The organism is Escherichia sp. E4742, assembly GCF_005843885.1.
In the GTDB taxonomy this organism is placed as follows: domain Bacteria; phylum Pseudomonadota; class Gammaproteobacteria; order Enterobacterales; family Enterobacteriaceae; genus Escherichia.
In genome coordinates this window covers 2,975,474-2,991,370 of sequence record NZ_CP040443.1, presented here as the reverse complement: position 1 = coordinate 2,991,370, position 15,897 = coordinate 2,975,474, and the positions used below count along the sequence as shown (strand labels likewise).

16 protein-coding genes are annotated in these 15,897 nt (G+C 50.3%); 7 read left to right on the top strand and 9 right to left on the bottom strand.

From position 1 onward, the window contains the following. Nucleotides 1-5: 5 nt before the first annotated feature. Nucleotides 6-269, top strand: coding sequence for a 30S ribosomal protein S20 (gene rpsT / locus FEM44_RS14610; RefSeq protein WP_001274019.1), 264 nt, complete (start codon nt 6-8; stop codon nt 267-269). 91 nt (nt 270-360) lie between these two features. Here rpsT and nhaR read toward each other — a convergent pair whose 3' ends face one another. Next, nucleotides 361-1,266, bottom strand: coding sequence for a transcriptional activator NhaR (gene nhaR, locus FEM44_RS14605; RefSeq protein WP_135486694.1), 906 nt, complete (start codon nt 1,264-1,266; stop codon nt 361-363). A 59-nt stretch (nt 1,267-1,325) separates the two neighbouring features. Then, complete coding sequence (gene nhaA / locus FEM44_RS14600; RefSeq protein ID WP_000681376.1) at nt 1,326-2,492, bottom strand: Na+/H+ antiporter NhaA; 1,167 nt, start codon at nt 2,490-2,492, stop codon at nt 1,326-1,328. 584 nt (nt 2,493-3,076) lie between these two features. On the opposite strand from nhaA, the gene mokC reads away from it, so the two are divergent. Beyond that, nucleotides 3,077-3,229 carry a type I toxin-antitoxin system toxin MokC gene (gene mokC, locus FEM44_RS14595; protein ID WP_000809168.1) on the top strand — a complete coding sequence of 51 codons (153 nt, stop codon included), beginning with the start codon at nt 3,077-3,079 and terminating at the stop codon, nt 3,227-3,229. A gap of 104 nt (nt 3,230-3,333) precedes the next feature. Here the strand turns inward: mokC and dnaJ are convergent, their stop codons facing one another. Together dnaJ and dnaK are read right to left on the bottom strand one after the other, a co-directional pair. Then, a complete protein-coding gene (dnaJ, locus tag FEM44_RS14590; RefSeq protein WP_001118464.1) occupies nt 3,334-4,464 on the bottom strand; it encodes a molecular chaperone DnaJ in 1,131 nt (376 codons plus the stop codon). A gap of 88 nt (nt 4,465-4,552) precedes the next feature. Then, a complete protein-coding gene (dnaK, locus tag FEM44_RS14585; protein ID WP_000516135.1) occupies nt 4,553-6,469 on the bottom strand; it encodes a molecular chaperone DnaK in 1,917 nt (638 codons plus the stop codon). 374 nt (nt 6,470-6,843) lie between these two features. On the opposite strand from dnaK, the gene FEM44_RS14580 reads away from it, so the two are divergent. The 3 genes from FEM44_RS14580 to satP all read left to right on the top strand — a co-directional run bounded on the left by FEM44_RS14580 (nt 6,844) and on the right by satP (nt 8,702). After that, nucleotides 6,844-7,248, top strand: coding sequence for a DUF2541 family protein (locus FEM44_RS14580; RefSeq protein WP_135523743.1), 405 nt, complete (start codon nt 6,844-6,846; stop codon nt 7,246-7,248). Nucleotides 7,249-7,273: 25 nt separating this feature from the next. Continuing rightward, the gene (msyB, locus tag FEM44_RS14575; protein ID WP_135523742.1) at nt 7,274-7,987 is read left to right on the top strand and encodes an acidic protein MsyB; all 714 of its coding nucleotides are present in this window, start codon (nt 7,274-7,276) and stop codon (nt 7,985-7,987) included. A gap of 148 nt (nt 7,988-8,135) precedes the next feature. Further along, nucleotides 8,136-8,702 (top strand): acetate uptake transporter, encoded by a 567-nt coding sequence (gene satP / locus FEM44_RS14570; protein ID WP_135523741.1) that lies wholly within the window; start codon nt 8,136-8,138, stop codon nt 8,700-8,702. A 204-nt stretch (nt 8,703-8,906) separates the two neighbouring features. Here the strand turns inward: satP and mog are convergent, their stop codons facing one another. Both mog and tal read right to left on the bottom strand, forming a co-directional pair. Beyond that, complete coding sequence (gene mog / locus FEM44_RS14565; RefSeq protein ID WP_130204821.1) at nt 8,907-9,494, bottom strand: molybdopterin adenylyltransferase; 588 nt, start codon at nt 9,492-9,494, stop codon at nt 8,907-8,909. 114 nt (nt 9,495-9,608) lie between these two features. Continuing rightward, nucleotides 9,609-10,562 (bottom strand): transaldolase, encoded by a 954-nt coding sequence (gene tal, locus FEM44_RS14560; RefSeq protein WP_000130187.1) that lies wholly within the window; start codon nt 10,560-10,562, stop codon nt 9,609-9,611. Nucleotides 10,563-10,841: 279 nt separating this feature from the next. On the opposite strand from tal, the gene FEM44_RS14555 reads away from it, so the two are divergent. Continuing rightward, nucleotides 10,842-12,272, top strand: coding sequence for an alanine/glycine:cation symporter family protein (locus FEM44_RS14555; RefSeq protein ID WP_135523740.1), 1,431 nt, complete (start codon nt 10,842-10,844; stop codon nt 12,270-12,272). Between the two features lie 69 nt (nt 12,273-12,341). Then, nucleotides 12,342-13,118: a peroxide stress protein YaaA gene (gene yaaA, locus FEM44_RS14550; RefSeq protein ID WP_130204817.1), complete on the top strand. Its 777-nt coding sequence runs from the start codon at nt 12,342-12,344 to the stop codon at nt 13,116-13,118. Nucleotides 13,119-13,156: 38 nt separating this feature from the next. Here the strand turns inward: yaaA and FEM44_RS14545 are convergent, their stop codons facing one another. From FEM44_RS14545 to thrB, 3 genes are all read right to left on the bottom strand, one after another. Further along, a complete protein-coding gene (locus FEM44_RS14545; RefSeq protein WP_130217502.1) occupies nt 13,157-13,471 on the bottom strand; it encodes a DUF2502 domain-containing protein in 315 nt (104 codons plus the stop codon). A 205-nt stretch (nt 13,472-13,676) separates the two neighbouring features. Beyond that, on the bottom strand, nt 13,677-14,963 hold the full coding sequence (thrC, locus tag FEM44_RS14540) for a threonine synthase (protein WP_135523739.1): 1,287 nt from the start codon (nt 14,961-14,963) through the stop codon (nt 13,677-13,679). Further along, a complete protein-coding gene (thrB, locus tag FEM44_RS14535) occupies nt 14,964-15,896 on the bottom strand; it encodes a homoserine kinase (RefSeq protein WP_135491888.1) in 933 nt (310 codons plus the stop codon). It abuts the gene before it with no gap. Nucleotide 15,897: the final 1 nt, after the last annotated feature.

Below are 15,897 nucleotides of genomic sequence, written 5' to 3'. Positions count from 1 at the left end.
GGACCTTGGCTAATATCAAATCAGCTAAGAAGCGCGCCATTCAGTCTGAAAAGGCTCGTAAGCACAACGCAAGCCGTCGCTCTATGATGCGTACTTTCATCAAGAAAGTATACGCAGCTATCGAAGCTGGCGACAAAGCTGCTGCACTGAAAGCATTTAACGAAATGCAACCGATCGTGGACCGTCAGGCTGCTAAAGGTCTGATCCACAAAAACAAAGCTGCACGTCATAAGGCTAACCTGACTGCACAGATCAACAAACTGGCTTAATTGTCTGTTGTTGTCAGCTTTGTAAAAAAGCCCGCGCAAGCGGGTTTTTTTATGTTTGCAGGCCAAACTGCAGCCTGCAAAGTACAAATGGTTATTTCGCGACAGGCATAAACAGCGCAGAGTAATCGGCATTGCAAATACGCTGTACCGCTGGGTGTTGAATCATCCTTTCGGCAAAAATGGCGTGGTACTCTTCCATAACGTTCTCAACTCGCCCTATCTCCACAACCGAGTTATCATTATAAAAATCATTGGCGTACAGCGAAGGTGCAACGAAAATAGCGTTATGCGTCGCTCCAAAGGCTTTCATCAACGCCGCATCATCAAACTCCCCCAGAATTTCAACATTTAAGCCCTGAGAGTTAAACCAGTTTAATAGCTTGCGTCCCAACATTGAGCGACGCCCCGGAATAAGTAAGCGACGCTCTTCCAGACAGGCAGGAAACGGCTTTTCTGGCAGCGGGTTAGTGCACCAGAAACTGACACCACACTCGCCAATTTTCATGGAAAACAGCCCTTCCTGCTGAGTGGAATCGATCGGACAGTCAGAGATGATCATATCCAGTTTATGCTGACTCAACTGCTCTAAAAGCATCTCGTGCGTCGATTCGAAACAGCGTAGATGGATCTGCTCGTCTTCCACAACTGCGGCATCCAGAACACTGCTGACCAGGCGTTTGGAAAGTGCATCTGCCACACCAACATCAAACAATAAGTTGGACTCTTTGCGATAGTTGACGATATCCAGCATTTCCTGGCTTAAGGTGAACATTTTATCGGCGTAGCGATAGACCAGTTCCCCCAGTTCGCTGGGTTCCAGACCACGTCCTTTACGCTTAAATAGTTTCCCTTGCAGGCGCTCTTCCAGCGCCCGGATCTGCCCGGTAATGGTTTGTGGTGTTAAATAAAGCGCCTCCGCTGCGCCAACCACAGAACCTTCTTTGTAGACATGCCAGAAGTAATACAAGTGGTTGTAATTGATATGAGACATGCTCATTTCTCTCCCTGATAAGAATGAAAAGGGAGCCATTTATGGCTCCCCGGTACATCGTCCTGTCAAACTGATGGACGTAAACGAATGCGTAACCAGCTATATCCAATTACCGCCGAAGAGATTGAGCCAACCAGAATGCCCAATTTCGCCCAGTTAATCAGTTCTGGATCTACGCTACCAAAGGCCAGGCTGGCGATAAAGATAGACATAGTAAAACCGATACCGCACAAGATCCCAACCGCCATAATTTGCTGATAAGTGGTTCCCTCTGGCAAATGAGCCAGTTTCAAACGCAGCGCCAACCAGCAGAACAAACTAATACCCAACGGCTTGCCAATCAGCAAACCGGCGATGATCCCTAATGGCAGGATGGAGGTCAGGCCATCCAACGTCACGCCTTGCAGAGAAACGCCGGCATTGGCAAAAGCAAACAGCGGCAAAATCAGATAAGCCACCCATGGATGCAATACATGCTCCAGGCGCTTCGCCGGAGAACGGCCATGCTTCTCTTTCAATGGAATAAAGAAACCGACAATGACACCTGCCAGCGTTGCGTGGACACCTGATTTCAACACTGCGGTCCACAGCACCACGCCGACCAGAATATAAACTCCCGTGCGGCGAACACCACAAATGTTCAGCACCGCGAGCACCGCAATTGCTACAGCTGCAACGCCAAGAGAGGCCATCGACAAGTCATTAGTGTAAAACAAGGCGATGATTATGATGGCTCCAAGATCGTCGATAATAGCCAGCGCCATCAGAAAGATCTTCAGTGCTAACGGTACACGACTTCCCAATAACGCCAGGACACCGAGAGCAAAGGCAATGTCAGTCGCAGCCGGGATTGCCCACCCTTCACGTGTGATAGGATCGGCGTAGTTAAAGGCCAAATAGAGTAATGCCGGGACAATCATCCCGCCGATTGCTGCAATAACCGGAAACGCAGCCTGGCGCAAGCTGGCCAGCGATCCTTGCATCAGCTCGCGTTTAACTTCCAGACCAACTAACAGGAAAAATATCGCCATTAGCGCGTCATTTATCCATAACAGCATGTTTTTATTGATTTCAAGAGAACCTACCCGGAGCTGAACCGGTGTCTCAAGAAAGTCGTGATACCATCCACTGGTTGCGCCGCTGTTGGCCATAATCATCGCCAGAACAGCGGCAATGATGAGAATAATGCCTCCCGAGGCATCACTGCTAAAGAATCGATGCAGATGTTTCACTTTTTATTTCTCTTTCAGGTGAATAGATCGTTTTAACTATTTTACCCCGCACAAATCATCGTTAAAATCAGATTATAGTGTAGGAATAATTCGCTTTTTACGATCTATAAAGAAGATTAAGTCACCAGCAGAGGAAGTGTTTTTGGCGCTCGAAAGCGGTGGCTGATGACCTTAAGCCATGATAATCATAGCTTAATGTCAAGATTTCTGAGGGATTAATTCGGAAAAGTAATAATTAATTTGTTGTCAGTCGGCGTTGTTTGTTAGGACAATATTTCAAAAATAATCCAGCTTGTCGTCAATAATTGCGATAAAGAGATAAATTAAAGTTAAATAATTAAATTCATAAAAAATTACGCCATAAAAATGCGAGGCGTCTTCAGGATTAGAATCGATAAAACAGAGTGGGTTAAAGAGAGCGGTATAATAGCGGCGGGTGCTTGAGGCTGTCTGTCTCAGGCATTAGCTGAACGGCAGATAGAGAAAAGCCCCGAGTGATATTTTACCATCAACCCGAGGCCCCCTATATGCTGAACACATGTAGAGTGCCTCTTACTGACCGTAAGGTCAAGGAGAAGAGAGCAATGAAGCAGCATAAGGCGATGATTGTCGCCCTGATCGTCATCTGTATCACCGCCGTAGTGGCGGCGCTGGTAACGAGAAAAGACCTCTGTGAGGTTCACATCCGAACTGGCCAGACGGAGGTTGCTGTTTTCACGGCTTACGAATCCGAGTAAGAGCAACGGCGGGGAGCGATCCCCGCCACTTTACAGGTGCTCGCATATCTTCAACGCACCCTGGTTTTTACCCCGGCCTGCCCACGGGCAGGCTTTTGGGGAGGTTAGCGAGTCAGGTCGTCGAAAAACTTCTTCACGCCATCAAAGAAGCTCTTTGAGCGCGGGCTGTTGTGCTCGCCGGTTGGGCCACCGAAACTTTCTTGCAACTCTTGCAGCAGCTGTTTCTGCTTCTCGTTCAGGCCTACCGGTGTTTCAACAACAACGCGGCACAGCAAGTCACCTTGCGCACCGCCGCGGACAGACTTGACGCCTTTACCGCGCATACGGAACAGCTTACCGGTCTGGGTTTCGCCAGGCACTTTCAGTTTGACGCGACCATCAAGGGTCGGTACTTCGATTTCGCCACCCAGCGCCGCCATAGCGAAGTTGATCGGGACTTCGCAATACAGGTTGTTGCCTTCACGCTCGAAAATCGGGTGCTGTTTAACCTGAACCTGAACGTACAGATCGCCTGCCGGTGCGCCGTGTTCGCCCGCTTCACCTTCGCCCGCAAGACGGATGCGGTCCCCGGTGTCCACCCCTGCCGGGATTTTAACGGACAGCGTTTTGCTGCGCTCAACACGACCATGACCATGACATTTGTTGCACGGATCTTTGATCAGCGTACCGCGGCCCTGACAGTGTGGACAGGTCTGCTGCACGGCAAAGAAGCCCTGGCGCATCTGCACCTGACCAGAACCATGACAGGTCGGACAGGTCTGCGGCTGCGTGCCTGGTTTTGCACCGCTACCGTGGCAAACGTCACACTCTTCCAGAGTCGGAATGCGGATCTCTTTGGTCACGCCACGTACAGCTTCTTCGAGGGTGAGCTCCATGTTATAGCGTAAATCAGCACCACGCGCCGCACGTTGACGACCACGTCCGCCGCCAAAAATATCGCCGAAAACGTCACCAAAAATATCGCTGAAGTCTGCACCGCCGCCAAAACCGCCGCCGCCCATGCCGCCTTGCTCAAACGCCGCATGACCGTACTGATCGTATGCCGCGCGTTTTTGCGAGTCGGTCAGAACTTCATAAGCTTCCTTGATCTCTTTAAATTTCGCCTCGGCCTCTTTGTCACCCTGGTTACGGTCCGGGTGATATTTCATGGCCAGGCGTTTATAGGCCTTTTTGATTTCACGCTCTTCCGCTGTTTTGGAAACGCCTAAAATCTCGTAATAATCTTGCTTAGCCATCTTTTTTTAATTGCCCCTAGATGAATGCACGGGCGGAGAGGAAATTCCCCTTCGCCCGTGTCAGTATAATTACCCGTTTATAGGGCGATTATTTTTTGTCTTTGACTTCTTCAAACTCGGCGTCGACAACATCGTCATCTTTCGCGTTGTTTGCAGAAGCATCAGCGCCGGCAGTCTGCTGCTGGGCATGTTGTTGCTGGGCGATTTCCATCAGTTTCTGGGAAACCTGTGCCAACTCCTGCATTTTCGCTTCGATAGCGGCTTTGTCTTCACCTTTCAGAGCAGTTTCCAGTGCAGTCAGCGCAGACTCGATAGCAGTTTTGTCGTCAGCTGGCAGTTTGTCGCCTGCTTCTTCAACCTGCTTACGGGTGCTGTGCAGCAGATGGTCGCCCTGGTTGCGAGTCTGTACCAGCTCTTCAAACTTACGGTCAGCTTCGGCGTTCGCTTCTGCGTCGCGTACCATTTTCTGGATTTCATCTTCGTTCAGACCAGAAGAAGCCTTGATGGTGATCTTCTGCTCTTTACCGCTGTTTTTATCTTTCGCGGAAACGTGCAGGATACCGTCGGCATCGATATCGAAGGTAACTTCGATCTGCGGCATACCGCGCGGTGCCGGGTTGATACCATCCAGGTTGAACTGACCCAGAGATTTGTTATCAGCCGCACGTTTACGTTCACCCTGCAGCACGTGGATGGTTACCGCAGACTGGTTGTCTTCAGCGGTAGAGAACACCTGGCTGTGCTTGGTCGGGATAGTGGTGTTTTTCGCGATCAGCGTCGTCATCACACCGCCCATGGTTTCGATCCCCAGAGACAGCGGGGTAACGTCCAGCAGCAGTACGTCTTTTACGTCACCAGTCAGAACACCACCCTGAACAGCAGCACCGATAGCTACAGCTTCGTCCGGGTTAACGTCTTTACGCGGCTCTTTACCAAAGAATTCAGCAACTTTCTTCTGAACCATTGGCATACGAGTCTGACCACCAACGAGGATAACGTCGTCGATATCAGATACGGACAGGCCAGCGTCCTGCAGTGCAACTTTCAGCGGCTCGATGGAACGGTTTACCAGGTCTTCAACCAGGCTTTCCAGTTTTGCACGAGTCACTTTGATGTTCATGTGTTTCGGACCGGTCGCATCTGCAGTGATGTACGGCAGGTTAACATCGGTCTGCTGAGCGGAAGACAGCTCGATTTTCGCTTTTTCTGCCGCTTCTTTCAGGCGCTGCATTGCCAGCGGGTCGTTGCGCAGGTCAATGCCCTGATCTTTCTTGAATTCTTCAACCAGGTAGTTGATCAGGCGGCTGTCAAAGTCTTCACCACCCAGGTGGGTATCACCGTTGGTAGCCAGAACTTCGAAGGTTTTTTCGCCGTCAACTTCGTCGATTTCGATAATGGAAATATCGAAAGTACCACCACCCAGGTCATAAACCGCGATAGTACGGTTACCAGTACCTTTGTCCAGACCGTAGGCCAGCGCAGCTGCGGTCGGTTCGTTGATGATACGTTTTACTTCCAGACCAGCGATACGGCCTGCGTCTTTGGTTGCCTGACGCTGAGCATCGTTAAAGTATGCCGGTACGGTGATAACAGCTTCAGTTACCGGTTCGCCCAAGTAATCTTCCGCGGTTTTCTTCATTTTTTTCAGCACTTCAGCAGAAATCTGCGGCGGTGCCATTTTCTGGCCTTTAACTTCGACCCATGCGTCGCCGTTATCAGCAGCAATAATTTTGAACGGCATGATGGAAACATCACGCTGTACTTCTTCGTCCTGGAAGCGGCGGCCAATCAGGCGTTTAATCGCAAACAGGGTGTTTTGCGGGTTCGTCACTGCCTGACGTTTAGCCGGCTGACCAACCAGAGTTTCACCATCCTGGGTATAGGCAATGATAGAAGGCGTGGTGCGATCGCCTTCGGCGTTCTCCAGCACACGAGGAGTGGTGCCATCCATAATCGCTACACAAGAGTTGGTAGTACCCAGGTCGATACCAATAATTTTACCCATCTAAACGTCTCCACTATATATTCGGTCATCATGTGGTATGAGTCTGTAATAGGGGCGAAACGTCTGGTTTCAACTGCCCAATTTCATTTTTTTGCAGACTCACTCACTGCGGTTGACTACTAAATGGGGTCGTAACCCACGTCATCAAGGGGGAGATGCAAAAATTTTTTGTGCTTTTGCGCAGAAATTTCGTGATATGCCAAAAGAAGACATGAAACAGACGGCAATTTCATTCATATAAAGAATGAATTCAACATAAGACATTCACCAAAAAATTGTAATAAAAAGAAAAGATTACATGCCTGAATCTTCTTTTCGTCAGCAGTAAACTAGTGGCTATTCATCCCCTACTGCTCCCCGCTAAGAGAATCTTTATGAAATCCGTTTTTACGATTTCCGCCAGCCTGGTACTTAGCCTTATGCTGTGCTACACGGCGCAAGCTAACGACCATAAAATCCTCGGCGTCATTGCGATACCGCGTAACGAAACCAACGATCTGGCGCTGAAACTCCCCGTTTGCCGCATCGTAAAACGTATCCAACTCACCGCCGACCACGGCGATTTACAGTTGAGCGGCGCGTCGGTTTATTTCAAAGCCGCCCGTAGCGCCAGTCAAAGCCTGAATGTTCCCGCCGAAATTAAAGAAGGGCAAACCACCAACTGGATCAACATTAACAGCGATAACGACAACAAACGTTGCGTGTCAAAAATCACCTTTTCCGGTCATACCGTGAACTCGTCCGATATGGCCACGCTGAAAATTATCGGCGACGATTAACGCTTGAACAGAGAAGCCACAATAAATGAATGTTAATTACCTGAATGATTCAGATCTGGATTTTCTCCAGCATTGTAGTGAGGAGCAACTGACCAATTTCGCCCGTTTGCTCACCCATAACGAAAAAGGCAAAACTCGACTCTCCAGCGTTCTGATGCGTAATGAACTGTTCAAATCGATGGAAGGGCATCCCGAGCAACATCGCCGCAACTGGCAGCTAATTGCCGGAGAATTACAGCATTTTGGCGGCGATAGTATCGCTAACAAACTTCGCGGACACGGCAAACTGTACCGGGCCATTTTGCTCGACGTCTCAAAACGGCTGAAGCTAAAAGCCGACAAAGAGATGTCTACGTTTGAAATTGAGCAACAATTACTGGAACAATTTCTGCGTAATACCTGGAAGAAAATGGACGAGGAGCATAAGCAGGAGTTTCTGCACGCGGTCGATGCCAGGGTGAATGAGCTGGAAGAGCTGCTGCCGCTGCTGATGAAAGACAAATTATTGGCAAAAGGCGTGTCGCATCTGCTTTCCAGCCAACTTACCCGCATTTTACGCACCCACGCAGCAATGAGCGTTCTCGGGCATGGTTTGCTGCGCGGCGCGGGGTTAGGAGGCCCGGTGGGCGCGGCATTAAACGGAGTTAAAGCCGTCAGCGGTAGCGCCTATCGTGTTACTATTCCGGCGGTCCTGCAAATTGCCTGCCTGCGTCGAATTGTCAGCGCCACTCAGGCCTAATCCCTCACATCGGGGAAAATTTTCATTTTCCCCTCAAAAGATCATGGACACTACTCCATTGGCTGATTATTATGCCGCGCCCTGAAATCACTACAGTTATTCAGGGAAATTATTTCACCATTCATTCAATGATGATTTTTGAGGAATTATGGGCAACACTAAGTTGGCTAATCCGGCACCGCTGGGCCTGATGGGCTTCGGCATGACCACCATTCTACTTAACCTGCACAACGTGGGTTATTTCGCTCTGGACGGTATTATTCTTGCCATGGGCATCTTCTACGGCGGCATCGCGCAAATTTTCGCTGGTCTGCTGGAGTATAAAAAAGGCAACACTTTCGGGTTAACCGCCTTCACCTCTTACGGTTCTTTCTGGCTGACGCTGGTTGCGATTCTGCTGATGCCGAAACTGGGCCTGACCGATGCGCCAAATGCGCAGTTCCTTGGTGTCTACCTGGGTCTGTGGGGCGTGTTTACGCTGTTTATGTTCTTCGGCACGCTGAAAGGCGCACGCGTTCTGCAATTCGTTTTCTTTAGCCTGACCGTGCTGTTTGCCCTGCTGGCGTTCGGTAACATTGCCGGTAACGCCGCGATCATCCACTTTGCCGGCTGGATTGGTCTGATCTGCGGTGCCAGCGCAATCTATCTGGCGATGGGTGAAGTGCTGAACGAGCAGTTTGGTCGCACCGTTCTGCCGATTGGTGAGTCTCACTAATTGTTAAGATCCCCCCGCTCGAAGGGATAAGATTGTTAACAACGTGCGCTTTGTTTATGCCGGATGCGGCGTGAACGCCTTATCCGGCCTACAAAATCGTGCAAATTCAATATATTGCAAGAAGATCGTAGGCCTGATAAGCGTAGCGCATCAGGCAGTTTTGCGTTTGTCATCAGTCTGATCCCCCCGCTCGGGGGGATTTTTTTATTCGCTAACTTCTCGTCTTGCGCTCTTCGGTCTGAATGCTGCAACCACTTCTGGTGCCGTTTCAACGTATGGCCCTTCCAGCAACTGAATGCAGTACGGTACGCTGGCAAAAATACCGTGCACCACGACCTTACCCTCGGCATCCTTCACGCCTTCCAGTGTCTCTTTGATGGACTTCGGCTGACCAGGTAAGTTAAGGATCAGAGCCTGTTTGCGGATCACGCCCACCTGGCGTGAAAGGATCGCAGTTGGTACAAAATGCAGGCTAATCTGGCGCATCTGTTCACCAAAGCCCGGCATCTCGCGGTCAGCTACTGCCAGCGTCGCATCAGGCGTCACGTCACGGCGCGCCGGGCCAGTTCCGCCCGTGGTGAGCACCAGATGGCAACTCATTTCATCCACCAGCTCACACAACGTTTGCTCAATGATCGCCTGCTCATCGGGGATTAAGCGAGTTTCCAGTTCAAACGGCGTGGTTAGCGCCGATGTCAGCCATTCTTCCAGCGCAGGGATGCCTTTATCCTGATAAACGCCGCTGGACGCGCGATCAGAGATGGAAACTAAGCCAATACGTAAAGTATTCATCAAGATTTTTCCGTTTAAACAGTCTCGTTAAACAGAATGATACACTGCGAAGGGAGTGACAGACAGGCTTCAGAAGAGGTAGCGTGACCGACTTCCCGGTCACGCTAAGAATGATTACAGCAGATCGCCGATCATTTTTTCCAGTTTTTCCTGGTCAACAGCAAACTTACGGATACCTTCAGCCAGTTTATCTACTGCCATTGGGTCCTGGTTGTGCTGCCACAGGAACTCGGACTCGGTGATACGCGCCGGACGCGCTTTCACTTCACCAGTGTAAGACAGTTTACGTTCGATAGCCCCTTCGCTCTCAGCCAGCTCTTTCAGCAGTGCCGGTGCGATGGTCAGACGGTCGCAGCCTGCCAGTTCCAGAATTTCGCCGATGTTACGGAAGCTTGCGCCCATAACCACGGTTTCATAACCGTGCTCTTTGTAGTACTGGTAGATTTCAGATACAGAAACGACACCCGGATCTTCTGCCGGAGCGTACTCTTTCTTATCGGTATTGGCTTTGTACCAGTCAAGAATACGGCCAACAAACGGAGAAATCAGGAACACGCCCGCTTCCGCACAAGCACGTGCCTGAGCGAAGGAGAACAGCAGAGTCAGGTTACAGTTGATACCTTCTTTTTCCAGCTGTTCTGCAGCACGGATACCCTGCCAGGTAGAAGCCAGTTTGATCAGAATACGATCGTTGCTAATACCTGCATCGTTGTAGAGCTTAATCAGGCGTTTTGCTTTCGCAATTGACGCTTCGGTGTCATAGGAAAGACGCGCATCAACTTCAGTTGAGATACGGCCCGGAACCAGTTTCAGGATTTCCAGACCAATATTTACTGCCAGTTTGTCGGTCGCGTCCACGATCTGTTGCGCGCGATCGTTGCTCTGCTGTTTCGCCCATGCGACAGCATCATCAATCAACTTACGGTATTCCGGAATTTGCGCTGCGTTAAGAATGAGAGAAGGGTTGGTTGTGGCATCCTGCGGTTGATACAGCTTCATTGCCGCGATGTCCCCAGTGTCGGCCACTACGGTGGTGTACTGACGAAGGGAGGTCAATTTGTCCGTCATGATAGTATTTCTCTTTAAACAGCTTGTTAGGGGGATGTAACCGGTCTGCCCTGATGATATCACGACGTAACGACAGCGCAACCGCAGACAAGAGGGTTATCACCAGGCAAGACTGTTTCGGATTTCTGACATGGCGTTGATATCACCCGCCATTTTTAAACAAAACCTCATGTATGCTACACAGACGTTATCAACCAATGCACATCGTATATAATTCTTAATCAATTGGTAACGTTTACACAGGAATGTAACCGCGCGCTGGCGACAAGAGGGATACGAATGCCTGATTTTTTCTCTTTTATTAACAACGTACTATGGGGATCAGTGATGATCTACCTGCTCTTCGGCGCAGGCTGTTGGTTCACTTTTCGTTCTGGGTTCGTTCAATTTCGCTATATTCGTCAGTTTGGCAAAAGTCTTAAAAATAGCATTCATCCGCAACGAGGCGGTTTAACTTCTTTTCAATCATTGTGTACCAGTCTCGCCGCGCGTGTCGGCAGCGGCAACCTGGCAGGCGTTGCGCTGGCTATCACCGCAGGTGGACCGGGTGCCGTTTTCTGGATGTGGGTTGCCGCATTTATTGGCATGGCGACCTCTTTTGCCGAATGTTCCCTTGCCCAGCTTTATAAAGAACGTGACGTCAATGGGCAGTTTCGCGGCGGACCGGCATGGTATATGGCGCGTGGATTGGGGATGCGCTGGATGGGCGTGCTATTCGCTATCTTTTTGCTCATCGCCTACGGATTGATTTTCAGCGGAGTTCAGGCAAATGCTGTCGCTCGCGCGATGAGTTTTGCATTTGATTTCCCTCCGTTAGTAACGGGTGTCATTCTCGCCATTTTTACTCTGTTGGCGATAACCCACGGCATTCATGGCGTCGCCCGGTTAATGCAATGGTTTGTCCCTATTATGGCGTTAATCTGGGTACTCACCAGCCTGGTCATTTGCGCAATGAATATCGGGCAACTTCCACACGTTATTTGGTCTATTTTTGAAAACGCCTTTGGCTGGCAGGAAGCGGCAGGCGGCGCGGCGGGTTATACCCTGAGTCAGGCGATTACTAACGGTTTTCAGCGCAGTATGTTTTCCAATGAGGCGGGGATGGGATCAACACCGAACGCAGCCGCGGCGGCGGCATCATGGCCACCGCATCCGGCAGCGCAAGGTGTTGTCCAGATGATCGGCATCTTTATCGACACGATGGTGATTTGTACGGCAAGCGCCATGCTGATATTGCTGGCCGGTAACGGCACCACCTATATGCCACTGGAAGGTATCCAACTCATTCAGAAAGCGATGCGTGTATTAATGGGTTCCTGGGGGGCAGAATTTGTCACGATAGTAGTGATTCTATTTGCCTTCAGCTCGATCGTCGCCAACTACATTTATGCCGAAAATAATCTCTTCTTTTTACGGCTGAACAACCGGAAAGCTATCTGGAGTCTGCGTATCTGTATCTTTGTTACAGTCATTGGCGGCACCCTACTGAGCCTTCCGATGATGTGGCAACTGGCCGATATTATTATGGCCTGCATGGCAATCACCAATTTGACCGCGATTTTGCTGCTTTCCCCTGTGGTGCATATCATTGCCAGCGATTATCTGCGCCAGCGTAAACTCGGTGTACGTCCGGTGTTTGATCCGCTGCGCTACCCGGATATCAGTCAGCAACTGTCCCCTGACGCGTGGGATGATTTGTCGCAGGAGTAATCACAACTATCGATCAACTCATCCACTTTTTTTGCTACAGTCGCAGTAAATTTCCTGCAAGGACTGGATATGTTGATTCTGATTTCACCTGCTAAAACACTTGATTATCAAAGCCCTTTGGCCACCACACGCTACACGCTGCCGGAGCTGTTAGACAACTCCCAACAGCTTATCCATGAAGCGCGAAAACTAACGGCACCGCAGATTGGCAAGCTGATGAAAATCAGTGACAAGCTGGCCGATCTCAACGCTACCCGCTTTCATGACTGGCAGCCAGATTTCACGCCAGAGAATGCCCGGCAGGCAATTCTGGCATTTAAAGGCGATGTCTATACCGGCTTGCAAGCCGAAACCTTTAGTGAAGAAGATTTCGCTTTTGCCCAGCAGCATTTACGTATGCTTTCCGGTTTGTACGGCGTACTGCGCCCGCTCGATTTAATGCAGCCATACCGTCTGGAGATGGGGATCCGTCTTGAGAATGCGCGGGGTAAAGACCTGTACCAGTTCTGGGGGGATGTGATCACCAACAAGCTAAACGAAGCGCTCGAAGCACAAGGCGATCAGGTGGTGATTAACCTGGCGTCAGATGAGTATTTTAAATCAGTGAAACCGAAGAAATTAAATGCTGAGATAATCAAGCCGGTATTCCTCGATGAGAAGAACGGCAAGTTTAAGGTCATCAGCTTCCATGCTAAAAAAGCGCGTGGCCTGATGAGTCGGTTTATCATTAAAAATCGCCTGACCAAGCCAGAGCAACTGACAGGTTTTAACAGTGAAGGTTACTTCTTCGATGAAGCCTCTTCCAGCAATGGCGAACTGGTGTTTAAACGCTACGAACTGCGTTAAGTTTGCGGTAAATGCCGGAGGTCATCCGGCATTTATATTTAGCGGTGATGTCTGCCAGGCCCCGGATAATGATCATCCCGGTGATCATGACGATGATCGTCACGATGATCGCGATGATTATTATAGTGCGGCTGCAGTCCGTATGGGTGCCAGCGATTGCCTCGCCATTCATAATTTCTGTGCCACCAGTCGTGGTCACGCCAGTAACCGCCATCCCAGTAGAAACCGCGATAATCACGATCGCCAATCTGTAACTTTACTGATGGCACCAGCATTATTTCCTCAGCCTGCGCTGCCATAGGAGCAACCAGAATCAGGGAAAATGCGAGTAAGAGAGATTGCATCTTTTTCACAGGTGACTCCTTATTATCATTGCCAGTTATGGGCCGATATAAGGAGCTTACGGTAAAAGAATCCTCGTTGTCATTATCCAATCTAAGTTACCGCATTTATTGAAAATTTCTCCTTTTTTTCTGTCGATTTTTCTCATATTTTCTCCACAAAAAAGCCGAGCTGTATAAACACAAGCCCGGCTATTTTTTCGGAATTTAATGGATATTAATTATGATTCATCATGAGTTTGCGCAGCGCAGCAAAATCGGCAGGCAGACTATGTGAAAGTAAGGGTAAATCAGCACGTTCTGCCAGCTCTTTTGGCAGATCCAACGTTTCACCGAGAATCGCTTCCACGCTCTCTTTAAATTTCGCCGGATGCGCGGTGCCGAGGAACAGACCATATTCTCCTGGATGAAGCTGGTCACGCAGCGCACGGTAAGCCACGGCAGCGTGCGGTTCCGAGGTATAGCCCAGTGCTTTTAACTCACGCATTGTCTGCCGGGTGGTTTCATCATCCACCGCCGCATAACCCAGCTCTTTCAGTTGCCAGATTTTACGGCGGAACAACTCTTCCACTCGCGGCCAGTTGTTTGGCTGGCTGACATCCATCGCATTGGATAATGTCGCCAGGGTAGCTTTAGGCGCCCACTGCCCGTCGTGCAGGAAACGCGGCACCGTATCGTTAACGTTAGTGGCAGCAATAAAACGTTTCACCGGCAGACCGAGTGATTTCGCCAGCAATCCTGCCGTCAAATCGCCGAAGTTTCCGCTCGGCACTGAAACAACTAGCTGGTTACGCGCTTCCTGCGGCAACTGCGCCACGGCTTCAAAGTAATAGCAAATCTGCGCCAGCAAACGACTGATGTTAATAGAGTTAGCAGAGTTCAGTCCCAACACCACTTTTAGTTCTTCATCATCGAACGCCTGTTTAACAAGAGCCTGGCAGGCATCAAAATCGCCGTCGATGGCGACGGTTTCAATATTGCCACCCAACGTACAGAACAGTTTTTCTTGCAGTGGACTGATTTTGCCGTGCGGGTAAAGGATGACCACTTTAACGTTCGGTAAACCGTAGAAAGCGTGAGCCACTGCCGCTCCGGTGTCGCCGGAAGTCGCAGTCAGAATAGTCACTGGCTTATCGCCCGCAATATGGGTCAGCATTTGCGCCATAAAGCGACCGCCGAAATCTTTAAATGCCAGCGTTGGCCCGTGGAACAACTCCAGACAACCGACGTCATTTTCAACTTTGGCAACCGGAGCCGGGAAAGCGAATGCCGCGCGCACGCGCTCTTCCAGAACTTCCTGTGGGATCTCATCACCAATAAACGCCGAGAGGATCTTCGCGCTACGAGTGACGAAATCCAGTTTCAGCATCTCATCAATTTCGGTCAGGCTGAATTCCGGTAGCTCATGAGGGAAAAACAACCCCTGATTTTTGCCCAATCCCTGCGTTACGGCTTGCGCAAAACTGACCTGCTCATTGTGATCTTTCAGATTGTAGAGTTTCATTTAGTTTTCCAGTACTCGTGCGCCCGCCGTATCCAGCCGGCAAATATGAACAAAACCTTCCTGATTCTGCAGGTAATTCTTACCTAACCAGTCGGCAACTCGCTGGGCGGTATCCAGTTTATCGCACAGAGCGAACAAGGTCGGCCCGGAGCCGGAGATACCGCTCGCTACCGCACCTATTTCCGCGACCGCCTGACGTGCTTGCCTGAAGCCAGGTAGTAAACGTTCACGGTAGGGTTCAGCGATAACATCTTTCATCAGCTTCGCGGCAAGTTCAGGCTGGCGGGAATAGCAGGCGTGAATGAAGCCCGCCAGGTGTCGCCCGTGCGCAATGCAATCCTGGCGGCGATACTGCGCCGGTAAAATAGCCCGTGCTTCTGCCGTCGAGACTTTAATCCCCGGATACGCCAACACCCATAACCACTCATCAAATCCTGGTACCTGCTGGCTGATGATGCCGTTTTCTTCGATCATCAACTGCATGCCGCCAAGAAAGCACGGTGCCACGTTGTCGTAATGAATGCTGCCGGAGATACGCCCTTCCAGCTCGCCCATCAAGGCCAGCAGGCGGGTATCATTGAGCGGCTTACCGCAGTGTTCATTCATCGCCACCAGCGCCGCGACCACCGAACAGGCGCTGGAACCTAAGCCAGAACCGATCGGCATATTCTTTTCCAGGGTCATCGCCACCGGAATTTGCTTACCCACTTCCTGGCAAAAACGCTCCCAGCACTGATAAACGATATTTTCCTGCGGTTCTGACGGCAGCTTGCCTGCAAACCGTCCAAGATTGTTGAGACTGAAGCGCTCTGCTGACTCAACCGTCACTACATCTCCCAGCAAGGAACCATCAACAGGCACCACCGCCGCCCCGAGCACATCAAACCCGACGCTCATATTGGCACTGGAAGCCGGAGCATAAACCTTAACCATT

Coding starts and splice junctions, on each gene's coding strand:
- nhaR (WP_135486694.1), bottom strand. CDS start 1,266: ATGAGCATGTCTCATATCAATTACAACCACTTGTATTACTTCTGGCAT.
- mokC (WP_000809168.1), top strand. CDS start 3,077: ATGAAGCAGCATAAGGCGATGATTGTCGCCCTGATCGTCATCTGTATC.
- dnaJ (WP_001118464.1), bottom strand. CDS start 4,464: ATGGCTAAGCAAGATTATTACGAGATTTTAGGCGTTTCCAAAACAGCG.
- dnaK (WP_000516135.1), bottom strand. CDS start 6,469: ATGGGTAAAATTATTGGTATCGACCTGGGTACTACCAACTCTTGTGTA.
- FEM44_RS14580 (WP_135523743.1), top strand. CDS start 6,844: ATGAAATCCGTTTTTACGATTTCCGCCAGCCTGGTACTTAGCCTTATG.
- msyB (WP_135523742.1), top strand. CDS start 7,274: ATGAATGTTAATTACCTGAATGATTCAGATCTGGATTTTCTCCAGCAT.
- satP (WP_135523741.1), top strand. CDS start 8,136: ATGGGCAACACTAAGTTGGCTAATCCGGCACCGCTGGGCCTGATGGGC.
- mog (WP_130204821.1), bottom strand. CDS start 9,494: ATGAATACTTTACGTATTGGCTTAGTTTCCATCTCTGATCGCGCGTCC.
- tal (WP_000130187.1), bottom strand. CDS start 10,562: ATGACGGACAAATTGACCTCCCTTCGTCAGTACACCACCGTAGTGGCC.
- FEM44_RS14555 (WP_135523740.1), top strand. CDS start 10,842: ATGCCTGATTTTTTCTCTTTTATTAACAACGTACTATGGGGATCAGTG.
- yaaA (WP_130204817.1), top strand. CDS start 12,342: ATGTTGATTCTGATTTCACCTGCTAAAACACTTGATTATCAAAGCCCT.
- thrC (WP_135523739.1), bottom strand. CDS start 14,963: ATGAAACTCTACAATCTGAAAGATCACAATGAGCAGGTCAGTTTTGCG.
- thrB (WP_135491888.1), bottom strand. CDS start 15,896: ATGGTTAAGGTTTATGCTCCGGCTTCCAGTGCCAATATGAGCGTCGGG.